Source organism: Microcoleus sp. FACHB-831, from assembly GCF_014695585.1.
Lineage (GTDB): Bacteria > Cyanobacteriota > Cyanobacteriia > Cyanobacteriales > FACHB-T130 > FACHB-831.
In genome coordinates, this window is sequence record NZ_JACJON010000083.1 from 48,873 (window position 1) to 71,634 (window position 22,762).

22 protein-coding genes are annotated in these 22,762 nt (G+C 42.3%); 15 read left to right on the top strand and 7 right to left on the bottom strand.

Annotated features, from left to right (window positions below; all coding sequences use genetic code 11):
- Positions 1 to 103: 103 nt before the first annotated feature.
- The 7 genes from H6F77_RS26600 (at position 104) to H6F77_RS26630 (ending at position 6,668) form a co-directional block, all read left to right on the top strand.
- Complete coding sequence (locus H6F77_RS26600) at positions 104 to 955, top strand: zinc-binding metallopeptidase family protein (RefSeq protein ID WP_190491935.1); 852 nt, start codon at positions 104 to 106, stop codon at positions 953 to 955.
- A gap of 3 nt (positions 956 to 958) precedes the next feature.
- Positions 959 to 2,041: a dihydroxyacetone kinase subunit DhaK gene (dhaK, locus tag H6F77_RS26605; RefSeq protein WP_190491936.1), complete on the top strand. Its 1,083-nt coding sequence runs from the start codon at positions 959 to 961 to the stop codon at positions 2,039 to 2,041.
- Positions 2,042 to 2,084: 43 nt separating this feature from the next.
- Positions 2,085 to 2,717: a dihydroxyacetone kinase subunit DhaL gene (gene dhaL, locus H6F77_RS26610; RefSeq protein WP_190491937.1), complete on the top strand. Its 633-nt coding sequence runs from the start codon at positions 2,085 to 2,087 to the stop codon at positions 2,715 to 2,717.
- Complete coding sequence (locus H6F77_RS26615) at positions 2,714 to 3,760, top strand: S66 peptidase family protein (RefSeq protein ID WP_190491938.1); 1,047 nt, start codon at positions 2,714 to 2,716, stop codon at positions 3,758 to 3,760. The genes dhaL and H6F77_RS26615 overlap by 4 nt, the downstream gene beginning before the upstream one ends.
- Positions 3,761 to 3,894: 134 nt before the next feature.
- Positions 3,895 to 5,382 (top strand): polysaccharide deacetylase family protein, encoded by a 1,488-nt coding sequence (locus H6F77_RS26620; RefSeq protein WP_190491939.1) that lies wholly within the window; start codon positions 3,895 to 3,897, stop codon positions 5,380 to 5,382.
- A gap of 285 nt (positions 5,383 to 5,667) precedes the next feature.
- Positions 5,668 to 6,180, top strand: a complete 513-nt coding sequence (locus tag H6F77_RS26625; RefSeq protein ID WP_190491940.1) for a pyridoxamine 5'-phosphate oxidase family protein — start codon at positions 5,668 to 5,670, stop codon at positions 6,178 to 6,180.
- A gap of 77 nt (positions 6,181 to 6,257) precedes the next feature.
- Positions 6,258 to 6,668: a DoxX family protein gene (locus H6F77_RS26630; RefSeq protein ID WP_190491941.1), complete on the top strand. Its 411-nt coding sequence runs from the start codon at positions 6,258 to 6,260 to the stop codon at positions 6,666 to 6,668.
- A gap of 82 nt (positions 6,669 to 6,750) precedes the next feature.
- On the opposite strand, the gene H6F77_RS26635 is transcribed toward H6F77_RS26630, so the two are convergent.
- The 5 genes from H6F77_RS26635 to H6F77_RS26655 form a co-directional block, all read right to left on the bottom strand.
- A complete protein-coding gene (locus H6F77_RS26635) occupies positions 6,751 to 7,884 on the bottom strand; it encodes an AbrB family protein (protein WP_190491942.1) in 1,134 nt (377 codons plus the stop codon).
- A gap of 71 nt (positions 7,885 to 7,955) precedes the next feature.
- Entirely contained in the window at positions 7,956 to 9,305 is a 1,350-nt protein-coding gene (locus tag H6F77_RS26640) for a cytochrome P450 (protein ID WP_190491943.1), read from the bottom strand.
- A gap of 370 nt (positions 9,306 to 9,675) precedes the next feature.
- Positions 9,676 to 10,122, bottom strand: a complete 447-nt coding sequence (locus H6F77_RS26645; protein ID WP_190491944.1) for a hypothetical protein — start codon at positions 10,120 to 10,122, stop codon at positions 9,676 to 9,678.
- 158 nt (positions 10,123 to 10,280) lie between these two features.
- A complete protein-coding gene (locus tag H6F77_RS26650) occupies positions 10,281 to 11,090 on the bottom strand; it encodes a nucleotidyltransferase domain-containing protein (RefSeq protein WP_190491945.1) in 810 nt (269 codons plus the stop codon).
- 8 nt (positions 11,091 to 11,098) lie between these two features.
- Positions 11,099 to 11,464 (bottom strand): Lin0512 family protein, encoded by a 366-nt coding sequence (locus tag H6F77_RS26655; protein ID WP_190491946.1) that lies wholly within the window; start codon positions 11,462 to 11,464, stop codon positions 11,099 to 11,101.
- A gap of 56 nt (positions 11,465 to 11,520) precedes the next feature.
- Between H6F77_RS26655 and H6F77_RS26660 the strand changes: the two genes are divergently transcribed.
- The 4 genes from H6F77_RS26660 to H6F77_RS26675 all read left to right on the top strand — a co-directional run bounded on the left by H6F77_RS26660 (position 11,521) and on the right by H6F77_RS26675 (position 15,381).
- Positions 11,521 to 11,661: a hypothetical protein gene (locus tag H6F77_RS26660; RefSeq protein ID WP_190491947.1), complete on the top strand. Its 141-nt coding sequence runs from the start codon at positions 11,521 to 11,523 to the stop codon at positions 11,659 to 11,661.
- Between the two features lie 56 nt (positions 11,662 to 11,717).
- Entirely contained in the window at positions 11,718 to 12,665 is a 948-nt protein-coding gene (locus H6F77_RS26665) for an NmrA/HSCARG family protein (RefSeq protein WP_190491948.1), read from the top strand.
- 42 nt (positions 12,666 to 12,707) lie between these two features.
- Positions 12,708 to 13,238 carry a methylated-DNA--[protein]-cysteine S-methyltransferase gene (locus H6F77_RS26670; protein WP_199321568.1) on the top strand — a complete coding sequence of 177 codons (531 nt, stop codon included), beginning with the start codon at positions 12,708 to 12,710 and terminating at the stop codon, positions 13,236 to 13,238.
- 193 nt (positions 13,239 to 13,431) lie between these two features.
- Positions 13,432 to 15,381 (top strand): P-loop NTPase fold protein, encoded by a 1,950-nt coding sequence (locus tag H6F77_RS26675; RefSeq protein WP_190491949.1) that lies wholly within the window; start codon positions 13,432 to 13,434, stop codon positions 15,379 to 15,381.
- A gap of 473 nt (positions 15,382 to 15,854) precedes the next feature.
- Here H6F77_RS26675 and H6F77_RS26680 read toward each other — a convergent pair whose 3' ends face one another.
- Positions 15,855 to 16,154 carry a DUF3240 family protein gene (locus H6F77_RS26680; RefSeq protein WP_190491950.1) on the bottom strand — a complete coding sequence of 100 codons (300 nt, stop codon included), beginning with the start codon at positions 16,152 to 16,154 and terminating at the stop codon, positions 15,855 to 15,857.
- 314 nt (positions 16,155 to 16,468) lie between these two features.
- Here H6F77_RS26680 and H6F77_RS26685 point away from each other — a divergent pair, with 314 nt between their 5' ends.
- From H6F77_RS26685 to H6F77_RS26695, 3 genes are all read left to right on the top strand, one after another.
- Positions 16,469 to 18,715, top strand: a complete 2,247-nt coding sequence (locus tag H6F77_RS26685) for an FdhF/YdeP family oxidoreductase (protein WP_190491951.1) — start codon at positions 16,469 to 16,471, stop codon at positions 18,713 to 18,715.
- 221 nt (positions 18,716 to 18,936) lie between these two features.
- Positions 18,937 to 20,526, top strand: coding sequence for a GmrSD restriction endonuclease domain-containing protein (locus H6F77_RS26690; protein ID WP_190491952.1), 1,590 nt, complete (start codon positions 18,937 to 18,939; stop codon positions 20,524 to 20,526).
- A 118-nt stretch (positions 20,527 to 20,644) separates the two neighbouring features.
- Entirely contained in the window at positions 20,645 to 20,869 is a 225-nt protein-coding gene (locus tag H6F77_RS26695; RefSeq protein ID WP_190416124.1) for a DUF433 domain-containing protein, read from the top strand.
- Between the two features lie 8 nt (positions 20,870 to 20,877).
- On the opposite strand, the gene H6F77_RS26700 is transcribed toward H6F77_RS26695, so the two are convergent.
- Positions 20,878 to 21,771: a DNRLRE domain-containing protein gene (locus H6F77_RS26700; protein ID WP_190491953.1), complete on the bottom strand. Its 894-nt coding sequence runs from the start codon at positions 21,769 to 21,771 to the stop codon at positions 20,878 to 20,880.
- A gap of 697 nt (positions 21,772 to 22,468) precedes the next feature.
- Between H6F77_RS26700 and H6F77_RS26705 the strand changes: the two genes are divergently transcribed.
- Positions 22,469 to 22,762, top strand: a 294-nt coding sequence (locus H6F77_RS26705) for a hypothetical protein (protein ID WP_514131606.1), incomplete at its 3' end; no start/stop codon positions are given.

Consider the following 22,762-nt stretch of genomic DNA (forward strand, 5'->3'; position numbering starts at 1 on the left):
TCTAAATTTGAACATACAACACTGAGTAGCCAAGATTGAGAATAAAAAAGTGCCAAAATAAGCAGTACACTAAAAGCAACTATATCGAGAAAAAACTGCATTTATGAATATTGAATTCGCCGACCTGATTGTTACCTGCTGTCAATTAAGCGAACCAGATCTGCGTTCCTATATTAAACAAGTTCTTATAGAACGTGATTTCTCTATTCAAGAAGATAGCTATATTTCTCCAAGAGGCGGAGAGTATTTAAATATTCATAATCTTTTAGCTATTCGAGGCAATCCAAAAGTCTGCCTTGTTAGCCATACCGATGTTTGCCGAGATCATGATAAGTTTCAAGGGTGGCTTCCAAATGAAACTGCTCCCGAATATAAAGTTGAGCCTGTAATTAAAGATTTAATGCATTTCAATGAATTAGTATTGGTAGTTCAAGATAAAGAGTGTTTAGCTCAAGTTGGAGGAGATGATAGGGCAGGCGTAGCTGTATTATTATGGTTAGCTCTTAAAACTGAGTTGCCCATTGGTATCCTTTTAACTACAGATGAAGAAATTGGATTAATTTCAGCCAAAGAGGTGGCATTCCCAGAATTAATAAATTTTGACTTACTGATTCAAATAGATCGAGGCAATCAACAAAATCACCAAATTGTTACTAAAATTAGTCAACTTAACCTTTGCGACCAAAATTTAGCTAAATCTTTAATTGAGTTAGCTAAGATAAAAGGTAAGCCTAGAGAAGAGGTAATTGGAGGCGGCACAGATGTTTTCGCTATAAAATTAAACGGCAAATGTAAGAATGCTATTAACCTCACTTGTGGATATCATAATAGCTTAAGTTCCAATCCTTACGAATACATCGTTATCCATGAACTAGAAGAAACGATGGAATATGTAAAAGATATTATTGAATTTTTATCGATGGGAATAGAAAATTTTGTAACTGCCATCAACTAAACCATGAAAAAACTAATCAATAACCCCAACGACGTAATAAAAGAAAGTTTGGAAGGAATGGCAGTAGCGCATCCCGACCTTATCAAAGTTCAATTCGATCCCAATGTAATCTATCGTATAGATGCGCCCGTACAAAATAAGGTTGCTATCATCTCCGGTGGCGGTAGCGGACACGAACCAATGCACGGCGGTTTTGTTGGTTACGGAATGCTTGATGCAGCTTGTCCTGGTGAAGTTTTCACCTCTCCCACGCCAGATCAAATGTTAGAAGCAGCCAGAATTGTTAACGGTGGCGCTGGTGTCCTCAATATCGTCAAAAATTATAGCGGCGATGTGATGAACTTCGAGATGGCTGCTGAATTAGCTAACTCAGAGAACATCAAGGTAGCTAATATTTTGATTGATGATGATGTGGCTGTTAAAGACAGCCTTTATACTCAAGGACGGCGGGGTGTCGGTACTACGGTACTAGCTGAAAAAATTTGCGGTGCTGCTGCCCAACAAGGTTATAATTTGCAGCAAGTTGCCGAACTTTGCCGCAGAGTTAATATTAACGGGCGCAGCATGGGAATGGCGCTGACTTCCTGCACCTTACCCGCAAAAGGTAGCCCTACTTTTGATTTGGGTGAGGATGAAATTGAAGTTGGTATCGGCATTCATGGAGAACCGGGACGGCAACGAATGTCGCTTAAATCAGCCGATGAAATTACCGAAATGTTGGCTATTTCAATTATTGAAGATGAGGCCTACACTCGCACGCTTCGGGAGTGGGATGCAGATAAGGGAGAATGGGTAGAAGTGGAAATTACTAACCCGCCGTTGCAGAGTGGCGATCGCGAGACTCGCGTCCTCGCTTTTGTTAACGGTATGGGCGGTACTCCCCTTTCTGAACTGTATATTGTTTATCGCAAATTAGCAGAAATTTGTGAGAAAAACGGGATCGTAATTGTTCGCAACTTAATCGGTTCTTATATAACTTCTCTAGATATGCAAGGTTGTTCGATAACTCTGCTCAATCTAGATGATGAAATGATTAAACTTTGGGATGCACCAGTTAAAACACCTGCTTTGCGTTGGGGAATCTAATCGATTTTAAATTTTAAATTGGTCTAGTGGTTAGGATTGAAAAATGGTTACTAAAGAACAAATATTGCAATGGTTGCAATCAGTGGCAACCGTTATAGAGAAAAATAAAGATTATCTTACCGAACTGGACTCCGCAATTGGAGATGCGGATCACGGTATTAATATGAATCGCGGTTTTCAAAAGGTGGTAAGTCAGTTAGCCACTGTCGCAGATAAGGATATAGGCAGCATTTTTAAAACTGTTAGCATGACTTTAATTTCCAGCGTCGGGGGTGCTAGCGGGCCGCTTTATGGGACTATGTTCCTGCGGGGTAGTACAGCAGTAGCTAACAAATCGGAACTCATTGATGAGGATATGGTGCTGCTTTTTGAAGCGTTTGTGGATGGCGTCGTGCAACGTGGTAAAGCAAATTTGGGCGATAAGACTATGCTGGATTCGCTAGCGCCAGCAACAGAAGCTTTTAAACAAGCGATCGCCGCTAATTTAACAACAGTAGAAGCATTACAAAAAGCCGTCGCTGCTGCTGAGGAAGGAATGAAAAACACCATTCCTATAGTTGCTAAGAAAGGGAGAGCTAGCTATCTAGGCGATCGCAGTGCTGGTCATCAAGACCCAGGTGCAACCTCAGTTTATTTTATCCTCAGAACGCTGTTAGAAACTGTTAGCGTTGCATGAGCCGAACTCGTCGCCAATTTCTCAAAACTTTTGCAATTTCAGCGATCGCTACCCAGTTTCCGCACGTTGCGATCGCTAACTCATCTCCCCAGACCATATTGCAGCCACCCCGCTTAAAAATAGGGGATACGGTAGGATTAATTAACCCCGCCAGTCCTATTGATGCGAAAGACATAGAAGAAGTTAAGCAAACTCTAGCAAATTTGGGTTTAAAAGTTAAATTAGGAGCGCATATTCTCGACCGTTACGGTTATCTAGCGGGAAAAGATAGCGATCGCGCTGCTGATGTAAACGCCATGTTTGCTGATTCCTCGGTGCAAGCGATAATTGCCGTGCGTGGCGGTTGGGGTTGCAATCGAATTTTACCTTTAATAAATTACTCGCTTATCAGACAACATCCCAAAATTTTGATGGGATACAGCGATATTACTTCTCTGCTTTTAGCAATTTATGCTAAGAGTGGGATTATAACTTTTCACGGGCCAGTTGCCACATCTACATGGAATCAGTTTACTGTAGATTATGTTAAGCGCATTCTGTTTAATGGGGAAGCAGCGACTTTACAAAATCCCATATATACTGGCGAGAATTTGAACCAAAATAAATCCCGCGTGGAAGCGATCGCGCCTGGAAAAGCTAGGGGAATATTGTTGGGTGGAAATTTATCCGTCTTGGCGGCTATGGTAGGTTCAAATTATCTTCCAAATTGGGAACGAACTATTTTATTTGTCGAAGAAATTGGCGAAGAAGTTTACCGAGTAGATAGGCTGCTGACTCAGTTAAAACTAGCTGGAATTTTAGATCGAATAGCTGGATTTATTTTTGGACAATGTACCGATTGCGATCCGAAAGGCAAGGAAGATTCCCTAACTTTAGCTCAAGTATTGAGCGATCGCATCCAACCTTTAGGCATTCCCGCTTGGTATGGTTCATCGATTGGACATATCAAAGATAAATTTACTCTTCCTGTCGGTGGATTAGTAGAAATTGATGCTAGTAAAAACATCATCCAGATGTTAAAGCCTGCTGTCAGTTCGTTATAGAATCTATAGTCCGGCAGTACGAGACTACAAATTTATATATTTGGTAAATTGTATTTTTAAGGTAATGTGAAGTTAATAACGGCTAAACCCAGTTTTACAAAAACTCAGTTTCACCAAATTTGAGAGAACCATAAATGCTTACTTCATCCCCAAAAGCAACGCTACCTCAGTTGTCTGAACTTATTGAAGGATTGCCCAATATTTCGGGTTGGGAAGAAGAGGTGATGTCTGTAGTAAAACAGGATAAACCTGTATTTTTACCTACCACGAATATTAAGTTAGAGGAAATAACAGCGACGTTTGCGATCGCGCTCCACATGCACCAGCCTACTATCCCCGCTGGCTGGAATGGCGAATTCATCAGCAACCTGCAACACATGTTTGAACATCTCCAAGAGGGAGACAACCATAATGCAGGGCCATTTGCCTATTGTTATAGTCGAATGGGCGACTTTATTCCTGAACTTGTTGCTGATGGTTGCAATCCTCGCGTCATGCTAGATTACTCCGGAAATCTCCTCTGGGGACTGCGACAAATGGGACGTGGAGATGTCTTAGATAATCTGAAGCGCATCACTTGCGACCCCACTTACCAGCCTTATGTAGAATGGCTTGGTACGATGTGGAGTCATGCTGTTGTACCCTCAACTCCAATTCCCGATATTAAACTGCACATTCAAGCTTGGCAACATTATTTTGCTGCTGTATTTGGATGGGATGCATTGGCGCGTGTAAAGGGATTTTCTCCCCCAGAAATGCACCTTCCAAATAACCCCGATACTCTTTTTGAATTTGTTAAAGCACTAAAAGAGTGCGGATATCGCTGGCTGTTGGTTCAAGAGCATTCTGTTGAAACTTTAGATGGTCAATCGCTGCAATACAAGCATCTGCCTCACCGTCTTGTTGCGCGGAATTCCAAAGGCGAAACAATTAGTATCACTGCACTGATTAAAACCCAAGGTTCCGATACCAAATTGGTGGCTCAGATGCAGCCTTACTACGAAGCTAAAACATTATCTCGACAGCAGGTAGGGAAAGTCTCGATACCGCCAATAGTCTCGCAAATTGGCGACGGTGAAAATGGCGGCGTGATGATGAATGAATTTCCCAGCGCCTTTAAAAAGGCTTGGTATGAAATGAAAAATCAAAACGTTGTGGGAGTTAACGGTACAGAATATCTGGAATTAATTGAAGCTGCGGGTTGTACTCCAGATGATTATCCAACGTGCCAAGCAGTTAATCAGCACCAAATTTGGCAGCGAGTACCAGCAGAAAATTGTACGCCGGAAGCTGTAGCAAATGCCATTAATGAGTTGAAGCAGAATAACCATAATTTTCATATGGATGGAGCTTCTTGGACTAATAACTTGAGTTGGGTGAAGGGATATGAAAATGTCTTGACGCCGATGAATGAACTTAGTGCTTTATTCCATGAAAAAGTCGAGCCATTACTGCAAGAGTCGGGAGGAAAATTTACTAAAGAATGCCGCTACCGCGAAGCATTAATGAACAATCTTTTGCTTCAAACAAGCTGTTTTCGTTATTGGGGACAAGGTGCTTGGACTGACTATGCGAGAGAGATTTATTCAAGGGGTGAAAGGGTACTTCGGAGTAATTTTTAATTAGCGCGATCGCTCCTTATAAACCTTTCCCCCGCCAGGGGAGGGGAACATGATAACCCCATTCATCATAGGACTGGGGTTATGTTTTTATGAGTGAAGGCGAGATCCCGGAATTCTCTAAGAATTTCGGGATCTGAACTGCTTGTATCTCATAAATCAAATAAAATTGCTATATCGCTTTTTCTATCTAAAGGAGGCGTTTAAATTAGGAGTCTGGTTGGTAGCCTAAGTTGAAGAAGTGCGGAAGCGATCGCGCTTTTCTTTCAAATACAGGATTAATCAAGAATGGACCCAACAACTACAGAACGCCAAGAACACATTGACAAGCTGCGTAAGATGATTAAAGACATCGATTACGCCATGCTGACTACTATTTCAGAAGAAGGGACGCTACACAGTCGTCCAATGTCAACAAATGGCGAAGTTGAATTTGATGGCGATTTGTGGTTCTTTACTTATGCAAGTTCGCACAAAGTATCGGAAATAGAAAGCCACAATCAAGTTAACGTCAGCTTTGCAGATCCGCATAATATGCGTTACATTTCGATGTCGGGTACAGCGCAACTGGTGCGCGATCGCCAGAAGCTTTCTGAACTATGGAAGCCACAACTTAAAGCTTGGTTTCCTAAAGAACTAGACGAACCAGATATCGCCTTACTCAAGGTAAACGTACAAACCGCTGAGTATTGGGATTCGCCATCTAGCTTCGTAACTCATGCAATTGGTTTGGTGAAGGCGGTAACTACAGGAAAGCCTTACTCTGGCGCCGAACACGAAAAAATTGAGAATTTATCCTAAGCTCAGAATATAATTGGCGGATGTTCGCGCAAGTGTTACCACTTTACCCTCATTTGTAGTTAGAGGATTAGAAAAACATGAACAAATACAAGGAAATTTTGCGCGTCATCCTCGCCATCGCCATAATCTTTGTCGGCGCGACGCACTTTATCATTCCCAACCCATACATTAAGCTTATCCCGGCGCAACTTCCCTACCCTGTGTCGTTGGTTTATATCAGCGGCTTCTTTGAAATATTGGGCGGAATTGGGTTATTAATTCCCCCGGTAAGTCGTGCGGCTGCTTGGGGATTGCTTGCTCTTTTCATTGCTGTTTATCCAGCCAATATCAACATGGCTGTTAATCACATTGAACTTCCAAATATCCCAAATACGCCCTGGTTTCAGGCGATGAGACTTCCTTTTCAGGCGGTTCTTATTATCTGGGCTTGGTGGTACACTAGACCAGCAGATGAGGAGAAACAACCTGCATCGAGAAACCCAGAATAACTAATATCCAGTTAGTTAGGAGTTAAGAGTTAAATTCTTATCAATTCCTAACTCCTAAATTTTACTTTCAAAACATAATTTCCTAATCATTAACTGAAGTTGGGACGAGACCGTCGAGATAGCGAAACAACAACAGCCATAATGGAAGGGATGCATGAATAGCTATTAGTCGTACTAGATGACCCGCCGTTACAATTTCAACATTATGATCTAATGCTAAGGAAACTAATATCATTTCTGCCGAACCGCCGGGTGCTGTAAGTAGCAGACAGGTAAGCCAATCCCAATCTGTTAACAGCATAGCAATTTCTGCCGCTACAAATCCCGCTGCAATAGTCATCCCTACAGGGATTAAAGCATATAATATTGTTTTCTTATCAAGATTCGGGTTGCTTCCCCAATATTCGCCTATACTAATCCCTAACAAAGCTTGACCAATTAAGTTAATTATAGTAGGTGGTGTTAAATCTAAAGCGGGTGTAAAAGAAAACAAACTTAGCAAATAATTAAAAGTAGTACCGACTATTAATGCACCAAAGAAAGGCGCTGCTGGTATCTTCAAAGTACCAGCTACGCGAACTACTAATAAGGTTACAAGTCCGGCTAAAAACAGTAACGGTAAATCTTGTAAATCGATATTAAACAAATTTTTAGGAAAACCGATGCTCGCGCTAGTAAAATTGCCAGCCGATATCCTAGCTAATATAGGAATTACCAGGACAACGGTGGTGACGCGAATTATTTGTACTAAAGCAACGAGGGATACATCTTTACCATAATCTGCGGCAATACTTGACATAATTCCTACGCCGCCGGGGACGGTAGCAAGCATTGCATTTAGCAGGTTATTTTGGCTAATTAGCGAGTAAATATAGCCGATTGAGATACCAGTTAGCAGTAGGAATGCTGTAAGGAATACAAAAATAGGTAATTGAGAAGTAAGACCAGCTAAATTTCCATGCGCTATGCGAAAGCCTATGGCAAGACCTACAAGAGCTTGTCCTATTTTTCTAGCATTCTTGTTAGGGACGAGGGAAGATTTATAGAGAATGCGATAAGCGGTAAATACCAATGCAGCAGAGGCAATACCACCAAATATCCAAGCGACGCCGCCTATGCCAAATAGTGATAACGGTAAACCAAAGGGCAAAGCGAGGAGTATTTCTAAGCTAATAATTATTATTAGCTGTTTTGTGGATATACCTGGTTGTTGCATAGTAAAAGATTCCTGAGTAATAACGCGATCGCCCGCTATCTAGCTAAGGCGATCGCAAGTTTTATCTTAATTTAGAGCTTAGCTGGAATGTTGTGATGCTCCATCGTGGGAACCATCTGCATATTTGCAGGAGGTGATATAGTAAGACCGCGACGTACAGGCTTAACTGGACGGCGATCGCTCTTAGTAAGTCGATACTTGGAGATAATTGTAGCCAGTGCCAATTTCATTTCATATTGTGCAAAAGCCATCCCAATACAGCGACGATTTCCACCACCAAAGGGTAAATATTCATAAGGTGAATATTGCCGTTCTAAAAAACGTTCAGGCTTAAAACGTTTCGGTTCTGGGTATACCTCTTCCCGCTGGTGCGCCATATAAATACAAGGAAACAGCACCGCACCCGGCTCAAATTCATAATCCATTACCTGCAATGGCTTTCGCAAAATTCGCGGAAATGCCACTATCGCAATCGGATAAATGCGTAGAGTTTCTTGACAAACGGCATTAAGATAGGGAAGTCGGGCGATTGCAGTTGGATCTGTAGTATCAAGTTCGTTCAGCAGCTTTTCGCGAACCTCCGGGTGATGGTCAATCCAGTATAAAGCCCACGACAGCGCCGAAGCAGTAGTTTCGTGTCCAGCCATCAACAGTGTAATTAACTCATCGCGCAACTCGACATCTGTCATCGGTTCACCCGCTTCATCCCTCGCAGCCATCAATAGAGTAAAGATATCAGTCCGAGAGGGATCGAATTGTTTCCGACGTTGCCGAATTTCATCATAAATAAGTTCATCAATTTGCTGCTTAAGCCTGATAAATCGCCCCCAAGGACTCCAAGCGCCTAAATCTTTTTGGAGAGATCCAAAAAATAGCATACTGGAAGTGAACGGGGAGTTAAAACCATCCAGAAGGGACGCTAAAACTTGTTTTAGTTGTTCAAAACGCTGTCCCTCTTCCAAACCAAAAACCAAGCGGAGGATTACTTGCAATGAAATCTCTTGCATGGACTGGCGAACTAATAACGGTTCGCCAATCTTCCACTGTTTCATCACTTCCTCGGTGATTTCACAAATGACTTTGCCATAACCACGCAAGCGTTCCCCATGAAATGGAGGAGTTAATAACTGGCGTTGGCGCTGGTGGCGATCGCCTTCGAGTAAAATCACTGAGTTATCGCCCAGCAAAACTTGCATAACTCTGCCCCCACCATTATCTTCTAAATAGTTGGGAGGGGTGGTAAACACCTTCTGAATGGCTTCTGGGTGGCCGAGGTACACCATGGGGACTTTGTTGCTCCCCCAAACTGTAAAGCAGTCACCATAACGCTTTTGAGAAGTGTCTAACAATTCTGTGGGGCGAGTAATCCACTGGATCAACCGCAGCACGCGGGGAGTTTGCGGGCCATCAGGAAGTTTCATCGAAGCTTCTCTTCTAGAATTTCCCTTATATTGTTACTTAAGATTTGGGTTCGACTGTTATATGCGATCGCGCTATGTCCTGCGATCGCTCATACAGCAAGCTATCAGCTGATTGTTGCAACTAATCGCTGCTAGTATCGATTTTCTTGTATTTAAATGTAAATTACTAGGATTACATAACAGGCTTTTCTATTAGAAAATCTCTCGGTTAGTGGCAATAAAAAGCTTGGCTAAAAATGTTATTACTTCATAATTAGGACGCAACCAAATTACCCAACAATAGGATATTTATAACTCGAAGCACGTACAAAATATAGCCAAACTTTACGCGAGCATTTAGCAAATGTGGCGATAATTTAAAACAGCACTACTAAGAACGCACGTTAACTTGGCGTTGCAGTACCGTTCCACTCCGCCAGCCAGTGTTGGGGTAGTCGTGTATCACTCGAACGCGGTACTTTCCAGGAGTGAGGTTGTCGAGGTTAGCCTCATAGAAAAAGTTGCCGATTGTGGCTATGCATACACCTCCCGGTTTGCTACTGATGGTTACGCGCACGGTCACGTCTTTGCCCTTGCGTTCCGCCGTACCGCGCAACTGCTGACAGGGACTTGGTGCGGACAGTTGCGTGCTGATGGTGATGCTGCGCGTACCAGTTTTCAAAGTTATTTTAGGAGTTTCTAGCGCTGGCCCGTAGGAATTTGCCTTGACTGTGAAACGCACCGAGACTGCTTCGGTCGCCGCGTCGGTCGGGCGCACGCCAACCAAGTTGCTGCCTATGATGGACGTTAACGCACTGGCAAGTAGCAGGGTCTTCATTGTCGGTTTCCTGTGCAAGAGGGTAGGCGGGAGAGAACCCGCGCTTTTCAGGACGTGCGGCTTTGTCACCAGTTCCCTGCAAGTTTTGAACTTTTTAACGGGCCTTAAAGTTTATTGTTTAGTAACTGGGGGGATGCGATCGCTCTTAGGCATAATTTTTAGATTGGTTTGAGTCTGTCTATCACTGTTTGCAGATACTTCGTCGAGGCAATTTCTGCTGGCGATCGCACAATTAATTCAGGCGTTTTTATCGCATCTCGAAGCTGACGATACAAATCAATTGAGTGTTGCAGCGCTTGGGCAATCTCATAGCCATCGTGTTTGGCAGGAATAGTCTGACAAAAATCAGTAACCAAATGCGGAAGTTCCTTCTCTAAATTACGCACGCCGCGAGGTTTTAGCCCAGCCTGTACCTTTGCTAATGGTGCAAGGACTATTCCACGCATATAAGAAAGAGCATCAATGACCTCAAAAAATTCGCCTCTTCCTAATTTGGTTGCACAGTAGTGTATCCACACCCAGAATCGGTCTTCTATCCACTGTAAATCAACGGGTGGATAATCTCGTGGATTCTCTAAAACAGCTTGTGCGAGCAAATTTTCTTGCTCGCACAAAACAACGTGATTTTCTACGCGATCGGTCTTGAAATCTTGCAACAGCACAAACTTCAAATCGACGTGTATTAAAGGATTATCATAAAGACAGACTAGCAATCGAGGTTCGCCTACGTGTTCCCCAGTAAAAGCTGCTAGCAGCGAACCAAGACTACGAGCAATTTCCTCTCGTTCCTTAAGCACTTGCTCGTAGTAAATATCATCTATGACAAGTACCAGATCGATATCGGAATACTCATCCATTTCGCCACTTAAATAAGAGCCACCGATAGCTATCCCTAATAAGCGGCTATCCTGTTTCAACTTGTCAACAATTTGCTGTAAAAACAAACGGTGCAGTTCAGGAACGGGCATAGCATCCTCTATTCTGTTTCAACGAAAACTGTAACAGCAGCAACAGCGATAAGCATTTCGTCATTCTTATCGTTCAAAGAGGCGATCGCTCTCCCCTGTACAACCATCCCGCCGTCCTCGACAGTTAGGGTTTTGCGACCAAAAGGCAGCACAGCCAAAACCTCCGCTTCCCGCACTTGCTCCGGGTAAGGCACTGCCACCTGTACTTCTACTATCATTTGATCCGGGTCGCTTAAACCTGCAACTTCCCAGACTCCCGGCAAAGCATTGTGCGCGATCGCATTCCTTACAGCCCTTGCTGCGGCTACAGTCGGTTCCTGTCCGTGCTGATCTATTCCCATCCCCATCTCGATAATCAACCGTTTGCGAGCCATAATTACCTGCTTCTTGGTAAATTTGCAGATTATAGTTTATCTTCAAAACGCCTCAAATGAATTTAGCTGCAATATGGCTGTGGCGATCGCTATTGGATATCGTAAAATTTGCCTTACCATCAGATAAATCTTTAATAGGTAAATTAGCCAATAAATATCTCCTCGTGCATATGCTCTGCTTTTTTAAAGAAGAGTAGAATATCATCTAAAAAATCAATAATTTTGAACTATATCGAAAGTAAGGAATATAAAAATGGAAGCGAACGTCTCAGATTATCCCGAACGCACAGAGCCAAAAATCGGTAAAGTTCTGCTGATCGGCGTGACTGGAGGAACTGGCGGAAATGCGATCGCGGGATTTCTTGAACAGGGAGTTACCAACCTGCGTGCCATAACTAGGAAAATTGACCCCAATCGTCCTTCCCTCTCCAAGATGCTCAATGCAGGAATTGAGCTGGTTGAGGCTAACTTAGACGATGAGAACTCGCTCGAAGCAGCCTTTGCAGGAATCTCCGCTGTTTACTGTCACGCCACCTCTAAAGACTCAGCGAAACCTGACCCCCTAGAGGTCGAGAGAGCAAAGCGAGTTGCACAAGTTGCCAAGAAAGCAGACATCAAGCACTTTGTATATAACTCCGCAGGTAGCGCAGACAGGAACTCTGGAATCAGCCACATTGAGCAGAAGTACAAAGTAGAGCAGATTCTAAAACAGGCTGGCTTACCAACAACAATGCTCCGCGCCTGCTTGTTCATGGAGGAGTTGTGGAAAAAGTACACGCGACCGTCCATCCTCAAGGGCGTCTTCCGATTCTCCATTCAGCCTGACAAGCCGCTACATCTAATTGCCAATAAGGACATGGGTCGCATTGCTGCCTATGTTATGAAAAATCCCTCAAAGTACATTGGTCAAGAGATTGAGCTTGCTGGCGATGTGCTAACTCCAAAGCAGTTAGCGGATGCATTCTCTAAAGCGCAGGGAATTCCTGTTGTCTATAAAGAGGCGCCCGCCTGGATCTTCTTACTCCTCCTCCGAAGTGAGCTTTATGGTCTGATTCAGTGGTATCGCACTAAGGGTTATCAAGCCAATGTGAAGCAATTGAGAGAAGAGGAATTTCCTGGACTTTTGACAACATTCAGTGAATTTCTTGAGGAAACTAATTGGGCAAACGAGCAGCTCACCTACGAGAGTTTGTCAAGATAGTATGCGATCGCTTACTGTAAAATTAATCAAAAAGGAAGTTATATGGTTTCTGATTCGATTTTCTATACATACATGGATAGCCCTCTGGGACGTATCTTAATCGCGCAAAACTCAGTTGGGCTAGTAGCAATAGACTTTCAAGAAGGTCTAGCTGCAAAGTCTCCTGAAGCTGCTTGGCATTTCCAAAAGAAGCTAGACGGTGACGCCGTTGAGCAAATTCGGGCATATTTCAATGGCGAATTGTACCAATTCACGCTACCACTTGCCCCCAAAGGTACGGTATTTCAACAGCAGGTTTGGACAGCACTCCAAGCGATACCTTACGGTCAAACGATATCTTATGGAGAACTCGCTAGAAAAATAGGATTGCCAACAGCAGCGCGTGCTGTCGGAGCCGCCAACGGGAAAAATCCACTGTGTATTATTGTGCCTTGTCACCGTGTTATCGGCAGCAACGGTACACTTACAGGTTTTAGAGGTGGAGTCCGTCTTAAAGAAGGTTTACTGTCACTTGAGCGCAGACATAGCGCAAAATCTAGTCTGCAATTGACAATGGCTTTGAGCAACCGTTAAAGGCGCGATCGCCAGAATTGTTCGTTTCTGGAAAACATTTTTTGATGCTGCTTTGGATGGTGCGCCCGCCTATGCGTATCAGCATATCATTGACGGATGCTTCATTAAATAATAGGCAAATGTATACGGCTTCCAGCGTCATTATGAATGGATTCTAAAAGCTTATAATAGAAAACAAAGTGAGATAAAAAATATGGCTCAAAGTAACAAATCTATAAATAACCATATAGAAAATTACTTGGATTATTACTGTGGGCTATCTCATGCGCCTAGATTTGCTGTTTTACTTAAAGGTCAATGGGGAGCTGGAAAGACTTGGTTTATTAACAAGTATCTTGAAAAGCCAAAGCATAAAGGAACTAATCATAAATTCTTGTATGTCAGCCTTAACGGGATGACTACATTTTCTGATATAGAAAACGCATTTTTTCAGCAACTACACCCTGTTCTATCGTCAAAGGGAATGGCAATAGCAGGAAAAATTTTCAAAGGACTTCTAAAAACTACGCTAAAAATTGATGTTGATGGCGACAGTAAAGATGACGGAACATTGAGTAGTCAAATTCCAGATATTAACCTTCCTGAGTATCTTAAAAATGCAGATGAGAGAATTTTAATATTTGATGATTTAGAGCGTTGCAAAATAGATATAGGTAATATATTAGGATATATAAACTATTTCGTGGAACATCAAGACCTGAAGGTGGTTATCCTAGCAAATGAAGACGAGTTACTTAAGCGATCCAATAACGATCCAAGTAATAATTATCACCTTATAAAGGAAAAACTTATTGGGAAGACCTTAGAAGTATCACCTGATTTTCAGGGTGCATTAAGCAGTTTTATTAGTAACTTGAGCGATCAAAGCGTTAAAGATTTTTTGGGCGACCAAACTGAATTAATGCAAGAATTATACAAACAAGCAGAATATGAAAATTTAAGAATTTTAGGACAGATTGTTTTAGACTATGAAAGAATTTTTAAGGTATTACCACAGAAGGCACAAAATAAGCCTGAGCTTCTTCAAGACATATTGAAACCACTTATGGCTTTTTCTATTGAAATCAAACGTGGAACAATGCTTCCAAAGGATATTAGCAAATTACAAAAGGAATATGCGTCTGCCTTTGTTAAGCAGGGTAGGTTAAATCAAGCACATCCTTCTGGCATGAATAACAATACTGAAGAGCAAACTTCGCTTCAGAAAATACTTGGCAGATATACGATACTTAATCTCGACGATCCATTCCCAAGTACAATATGGTGGCAAATATTTTTTGATAAAGGTAGCTTAGATGAACATGAGCTAGAAAAATCAATATCAAATAGCAAATATTTTCCGGATAAAAATACACCTGATTGGGTTAGGCTGTGGCGTTTTCCTGATCTTTCCGATGATGAGTTTGAATACTTACTCAAAAAGGTTGAATTGGAATACTCTAATAGAGATTTTTCTGAGCTTGGAGTAATTAAGCACGTCACTGGACTTTTATTAATGTTTGCTGATGTTGGACTATATTGTAAAAGCAAAGAAGACATTTTAAATGATTCAAAACTTTATCTTGACCATTTAAAAGATAACGATAAATTTCGTAGACTACCTCCTTCAAAGGTTCAAGATTTATTGAGCGGCTATGATGGGCTTGATGTTCAAGGGAGGGAACTTACAGAATTCAAAGAATTTTGTTCCTACATGGATAAAATTCGAGGCTTAGTAATAGCGGAGAATATGCCCAGCGCTGCTCAAGAGTTACTTATTACTATGCAGGGCGATTTACAGAAATTTTTCAGCCTAATTCGCCTAAGCGTTTGCCATGGTGATGTGTCTGATCAGGGCTACTATGAAGTCCCTATACTTAAACATATAGAGCCAGGTGCCTTTATAGAAAAACTTTTACTTATGAAGTTTGAAGACCAAAGACGGATTTTTTGGGCGCTATCAGATCGCTATAAATCCGATCATATTAATAAAAAATTGATTGAAGAGTTGGAATGGCTTAAATCTGTTGAGGGGCTATTGCTAGAAGAATCTAACCGCAAAAAAGGAAAAGTTAGTGGATATTGCTCAAAATTCCTGATTGGACCTTATTTAACTGAAGTAATTGAAAAGCTTGAAAAAATAAAAACCGCCACACAAAATTAATCATAAAATATGGGTAAGAAGAAATTCTAAAAAAGTGGGAAAATATGCTATTCTATGGATGTATTTTATGATTTTTTTAGGAAAGAAACTGGTATAGGTTTGGCTTTTAGAACAGTTTTGCTTGCTTATCAATTTTATAGGATAGGAAAAGTCTGATTAAACCATTCACAGTATGCTATGTAATTATTAATTGACAGCAGTGTTGTTAGGAAGTTACATCATCTGCATCAACCCAAATTGCATGAGATTCTTGATTTTGTTAAATTTTTGACCTAGCAGTAAGGACGCACAAACCAGTTAGATACCAGTGAGACGGAATCAGAAATGAGCGATCGCAATGTTGAATATTCAGCAGACAACGCTAGTTTAAGAATAACGTGTTGAGTATTATGCGATCGCCTACGCTGGTTAGTCGCTCCTAGAACTCGACAAATTGAAATCTATCGCCCCAGTCAGGGTTTAGATTCAACTACTTAATCAAACAAACCTTCTACCTTTTGACGAAAGGCAATCAATGCATGATTGCTTGAAAACTCCTTCAGTTCTTCTAGCAATTGATTTGATATCTCTGATGTCACAATGGTTTTGACTTCAATGTTGGTATTATATCCAGCGATATCTCCCATGCGTTTACCGTGACTACCAGCGCCCTTGGCGGGAATAATGGTGTAGCCAGAAGCACCCATTGTGCTGAGCAGCTTAACTAGGCGATCTTGCAATACGGATTCGCAGATGATCGTGACGAGATAGCCCTGGCTGTGAGAAGTGGTCATAAAAATTTTAGGAACAGTTGTGTCCCCATTATTTCACAGACCGGTTGCAGGCTAGGGGAAGGCACCTGAAAATCTGCTTAAGGGCTGAGAATCCCAGAGCTACGATTGAAATAGTTAGAGGATGTTTGAGAAGCTAGTTTTCTCGTAAAAAAGCCCTCAGCGATCGCATATCTATACAATCGTGCGAGAAAAGTTTAGATGAGTTAACCTGATTTCAAGTCCCTCTAGATAGTATTTTGCTCAAGATAAATTCAGAGCGATAGAACGCATTCCAGGCTGACGGATGAGTGGCGCTGCATTCAAGAGGAAGCTGTATGGACGCAGATATTAAACCAGAAGACGCAACCAGCAATACTCCAGAAATGGGTGGCGGTTTGCCCGTCGTGCAATATTGGGCAGAGCATACCCTATCACCCGAAGGGCCAAAACTGTGGCAAACGTTGTTGCATAAAAGTGCATGTTTGTCCTGTGCTTGGGGAACGGGGGGGCAAAAAGGCGGCTTCGCAAACGAGTTGGGGGAAACGATGCAACGCTGCGCGAAAAGCGTAGAGGCAATTTCCGCCGAGTTGCAACCAGCCGTATCGACGCATTTTTTTGAGCGCCACAGTATCGCCGAACTCCAGCAGTTGACTTCTTTAGAAGCGGATCGCCTCGGTCGTCTCAGTTTTCCCGTCATTCTGCGCGAGGGGAAATCTCATTACGAGCGGATTTCCTGGGATGAGATTTACGAGATTAGCGAAGCTGGTTTTCGCAAGTCGCCGGAACGAGTCGCCTCTTATAGTTCTGGGAGATCGTCAAATGAAGCGGCTTATCTGCTGCAACTGATGATGCGATCGCTAGGGTCGAATCATTTGGCAGATTGCTCGGATTTGTGCCACGTCCCCTCGACTGTGGGACTGAAGCAGATGTTTGGCTCTGGCACCTCAATGGTGAGTCTGGATAGCCTGAAAAAGGCAGACTGCGTGGTGCTGATCGGGTCGAATGCGCCTGCTAACCATCCGCGCTTGATGAACGAATTGATTGAGTTGCGCGATCGCGGTGGCAAAATTATTGTCGTTAATCCAGTTATTGAAGTGGGGTTGGTCAAATTTGCATCCCCAGCATTTCCCCTCAAGTCGCTATTTACCGGATCGGAGATTTCCTCACTTTATCTGCAACCGATTCCTGGTAGCGATGTGGCGCTATTTATCGGCATCCAAAAAGCGCTAATTGAACGCAACTTAATTCAAACAGATTATCTTTGCGCCCATGCTGAGGGTTGGGAAGCGGTTGTCGATTATGCTGGCTCTATTTCTTGGGAAGCGATCGCGCAAACCTGCGGTGTTTCCCAAGAGGAGATCGAAGTCGCTGCTGAAATAATCGCTGCTTCTAAGGGTGTAGTATTCGCCTGGGCGATGGGTGCAACGCAGCAGGAAAACGGCGTGGATAACATTTATGCGATCGCTAACACGGCTCTGCTGACGGGGAATGCGGGCAAAGAAGGCGGCGGTACTATGCCGATCCGGGGACACTCCAACGTCCAGGGTTTTGGCTCAATGGGAGTAACAGTCCAACTCAAAAAAGAGATTCAAGAAGCGCTAGAGAAATTGCTGGGGCGATCGCTCAACCGCAACCCTGGATATCGCGCCCGTGACTTAATTGATGCGGCTGATGCGGGCAATGTAGATACGTTGATTTGCCTGGGTGGAAATCTGTATGCAGCCAACCCGGATTTAAATCAAGCAAAACGAGCTTTAGGCAATATTGAAACCATCATTTATCTCGCCACTAAACCGAATTTAGGACACTTTCACGGTTTAGCCCAGAAAAATACTATCATCATTCCCGTATTTAATCGCTTTGAAAATCCGCACCAAACTACTACGGAATCGGGCAACAACTTTGTACGGCTGAATGATGTTGGAAAAACTCATCTCAAGGATGCGGACTTGATTCCGGAGGTTGAATTCCTCACGCAATTAGCCCATCGGATTCTTGGCAGCGCTCCGGTTGATTGGCGCAAACTGCAAGACACCAAATATGTCCGCCAACTGATTGCCAAAACGATTCCTGGTTTTGAGCAGATGGCGATAATTGATGAAACGAAGGAAGAATTCACCATCGCCGGACGCATTTTCAATGAACCTACATTTGCTACACCGTCCGGCAAAGCCAATATGTTTGTGACGCCATTACCCAAATTGCATTTACCAGAAGCAAAAGAGTTTGGAGTGCCTGAATCTACCCCTAGCATTGTATTAGCATTGATGACGGGACGCAGCTACTCGCAACACAACACGGTAGTTTACAAACCAGGCGACAAATATCGGGGAATGCCGCACCGCAACTGCATTTTAATGAATCCTGTGGATGCAAAACAAGCAGGATGGCAAGAGCATCAACGAGTGACGGTACAAGGCGATGCAGGCAAGTTAGAGAATGTTGAAATTATCTTTGGTGCTGTGCGTCAAGGAGCAGCAATGATGTTTTATCCCGAAGTCAATGTCATCTTTAAAGCGCGGATAGATAAACAGTCTGGGATACCTGCGTTTAAGCGAGTTCCGGTTGTAGTTTACGCCTAATAGCGGGAGAGCGATCGCTTATGTCAATTAGCATATCTTCAACGGCTACCTCATCTGGTTGCGGGAAGATATAGAAGGCTGACAGCGCGATCGCGATGTCTTCTGTCCTAAATGCTCGGCAAGATGTTATGGTGATGTATTCAGTGTGAAATACTGCTTTTCGCCGGAATATATGCTGTAATATACAAGAAAACTGTTGCTCAAACTAAACCATAACTACTATGGCTGATACTTACATTTTTCTCAAAGATTTAATTAATGATTTAGAACGAGGTAGAATCAGAATACCCTCTTTCCAAAGAGGTTTTGTTTGGGAACCGGAACGAGTATCTAATTTTATAGACAGTATATACAAAGGCTTTCCCTTCGGTTCTGTGTTACTTTGGAGAACAAAAAATCGCTTAAGAACTGAGAGGAATCTTGGCCCTTATAAGCTTCAGGCAAATGACCCTGACTATCCGATTGACTATGTTCTTGATGGTCAACAAAGGATAACCTCTATTTTCGGCATATTTCAAACTTCTATCACGGCTGAAGAAAATGAAGAAACTAATTGGACAAATCTATTTTTTGAACTTAATAGCAAAGAATCTGTACCATTTTGCTATTTAAAAGATGGTAAAAGTTATGATGAAAGTAAATATTTTCCCTTGCAATATGTTTTTAATTCTCCCAAATACAGACAAATTACCAGGAATTTGAATGAAGATTTAGCAGGGAAGATAGATGATTTAGTTGATCGGTTCACAAAAGCTACAATTCCTATTGAGCGATTTGAAAGTGAAGAGCGAAAATATGTTGCAACTGTTTTTGAAAGAATCAATCGGCAAGGTGTAGATTTGGACACATTCCAGCTATTATCTGTCTGGAACTGGAGCGATGATTTTGATTTGCAAGAAAAATTTAAAGAAATTTCTGAGGAGTTAGAACCATTTGGGTTTAGAGAAGTAGGCTCAGATTTACTTCTAAAATGCTGTTCTGCGGTAGTAATGAATTGTGCCGATCCTGAAGATTTTATACAACTTTCTGATAGTTCAGTGCGGCAAAAATTTCCTGATATCAGCACAGGAATATTTAGAGCTATAGATTTCTTAAAAACAGATCTAAATGTCTTCTCCCTAAAGCTTTTACCTATGGAGAACATTTTGCCTGTTCTCACATCCTTTTTTGCTTCCCCACAAAAGCAGCCTCATCCTGTACCTCAAGACCAATACGAGATTATTAAAAGGTGGTTTTGGCGTTCGTGTTTCTCTCAGAGGTATGCTCGTGGAGGTGCTAAAAGTACTGATGCGGATCTAAGTGAAGTGCAAAAACTGAAGAAGGGTGCTCTCCATAAATTGGGTGATTTTGATGTGTCTTTAGACACTGACTACTTTTTAAAAAATGATTTTCGGATGTCTTCAGTTGCAACTAAAACTTTCATACTTCTTCTGGCACAGAACAAACCTCTAAATTTTATTCAGGGGACAAATATATCCTTAGAGAAGGTTCTGTCTCAAGGTAATCGTAAGGAGTTCCATCATATTTTCCCCAAAGCTTACCTAAAGAGCTTAAGCAACAAATACAAAGATGAACAAATCAATTGTCTAGCAAATTTCTCGATACTGTCGAGAACTGACAACAACAAAATCAAGGATCAACCGCCTAGTAAATATAAATTGCTAATGCCTAAAGACAATCAAATCGTGGAAAAAATCCTAGCAACGCATTTCTGTCCTACTGAAATGCTCACGGAGGATTACGATAAATTTTTGCCTTTAAGAGCAGGATTGCTTTTGACAAAGGCTCAAGAACTATCGCAGATAAAATGAATACTTAATTTAGTAGCAAGGGTAGAAATGAGCGATCGCATCTTCAGATTTTTTGAATTTGCAACTTAGGCAAACGCGAGCCACACTGAGATAAGTATTCATTTCGGAGTGAAATCGGATGCCAAATTTGCTTGAGAGAATTACAGTTAATCCGAAGCAGTGTGGAGGTCGTCCCTGCATTCGGGGTATGAGAATTCGGGTATCAGATGTGCTGGACTTGTTTGCGGCTGGTTTAAGTGCCGAAGAAATCTTGGAGGAAATGCCCGATCTTGAAATGGAGGATCTAAAGGCAGCACTCACCTACGCGGCGCGTAAAGTCGATCATCCAGTTCTGGTGGCATGACGATTTGGTCATGCATAGTAAAGATCCAATCTTGGTCGCAAGGCTATATTTTCAGCTTTACCCGAGTGAAAAGTCACCTCTCGATAGGGAGCCTCGGTTTTTAGTTTCATCATAAATCCATAATTAACTCCTGTATCAAGGCAACTCTGCACTAAAAATGTAATATCAATGTCCTCGTAGTTCTGATCGGGAGAGCGGCTTGCAGGTACAAGGATTTCGTTGTCGAGAGCAGTTCTAGGTTGTGTTGCCCAGGTTACATTGTCTTGACTCCACAAAGACAGAATTGGTGATAACAACCACTCATTAGAGCCACTTAATTGAGAATGTCCTAGTCGTTCCGAATTGTATATTCCCTGTCCATACATAGGAATGGTAGTCTCTGCAAAAAGAAACAATCTTGCAGATAGCAATTTATACTCCTTGGGTACAGAAGGAATATCAAATTTAAGAAGACCTCTTATTAAGTTAGTTTGCCCACTAATTGTCCAGGCTCCGGTTGACAATTTTGCCCTATCGTCACCGTAGTTTCGATCGCTGGCGTAGGAGCTGATATAAGTATCTGCGACTGGGGCGAGACGCAATAATAATCCTAAAAATTGCTCGTAACCATCAACGGCTAGAGTTTGTGGAGTCTGTCCCGACCTTTCGCACAGTAGAGAATATGCTGCCCATCGTACCTGCTTTGCTTCATCTTTCAAAGCTTGAATTACTAAATCTAAACCTGGAGCGCCATACTCGATTGCTTCTTTTAGTTGAGCAAAGAATTGCTCAACTGATGCACTCGCCAGCCGCCTTTTAACACCTTCTAGTCCTCCCAAAACGGCAGCATTTCCGTCTGGCTCGGGCGCTTGACCACCAAGCACAGCATCAAATTCTTTGGGCCGATCGGGATTCTGTGTCATCGTAGCGTTACTCCTAAATCAGGATGGGTATTCCCGTTACACTTGCGATCGCTCGGCGTCAACCTGCACGCTTGCCAGCTTCCCAACTGTAATCTATAATTTTCGAGGATCGCAGATGGGAATTAAAAGCGCGATCGCATAATTTTGTTTTGGCTACACGTATACAGTAATGCGATCGCTAGCTTCCTAACCGCCATCTAAAATTGTCAAGCGATCGCTCATTACTCTAACTTATATACCACCCTTGGTTGCAGTAGTCCCATATCTGCAATAAAAGCCCAACAAGCAGGTTGACACCAAAACAACCGTAAGTTAAAAGGGCGATCGCCTGATTTTGAGCTAGTCGCTATTGGTTAATCCCAACACCAGCTTTTTTGCGGCCACAGCCTAAGATCATTAGACCGCCTTAATTAAAATCTAGCGATCCCCTTTATTTTATTAAATTACTAATAGATAAAAAATTTATTTATACATAAATCAGTAATTCTACGATGATCGCTTTGAATTTTAAAACTGTATGGTAGAGGTATAGCTATCGAACTGTATCGCCATTTATGTTACGCGGACAGCTATCTTGGGAAACATAAATTGAATTTATTTTAATAAGAATTAATTCCCTCTATAGCTCATTCAAGGCGCTCATTTGTCAAAATATCTAGTAACTAACTTATCAATCTTCAACCTAAAGTGATAATCAATGCAGCTCAAACATAAACTTTCTCTTTACTCGTTCCTATCTCATTTGGGATGGTTCAAGAAAAGTTACACCGCCAAAATTATGTTGGTGGCCTTTTTAGGCACCCACGTACCTCTTCTGGCCTTAGTGTTCAGTTTTGTCATTTCAAACTCCTATTCCTGGGAAATGGCAGCGCGAGTCTTGGTCATTGCTTTGTTGTCTACCTTAGCGGGTACAGCAGCTACCCTTTATGCGCTGCGTCATCTCCTCTCCCCAGTGATTTTGACATCTGATACATTGCAAGACTATCTGAAC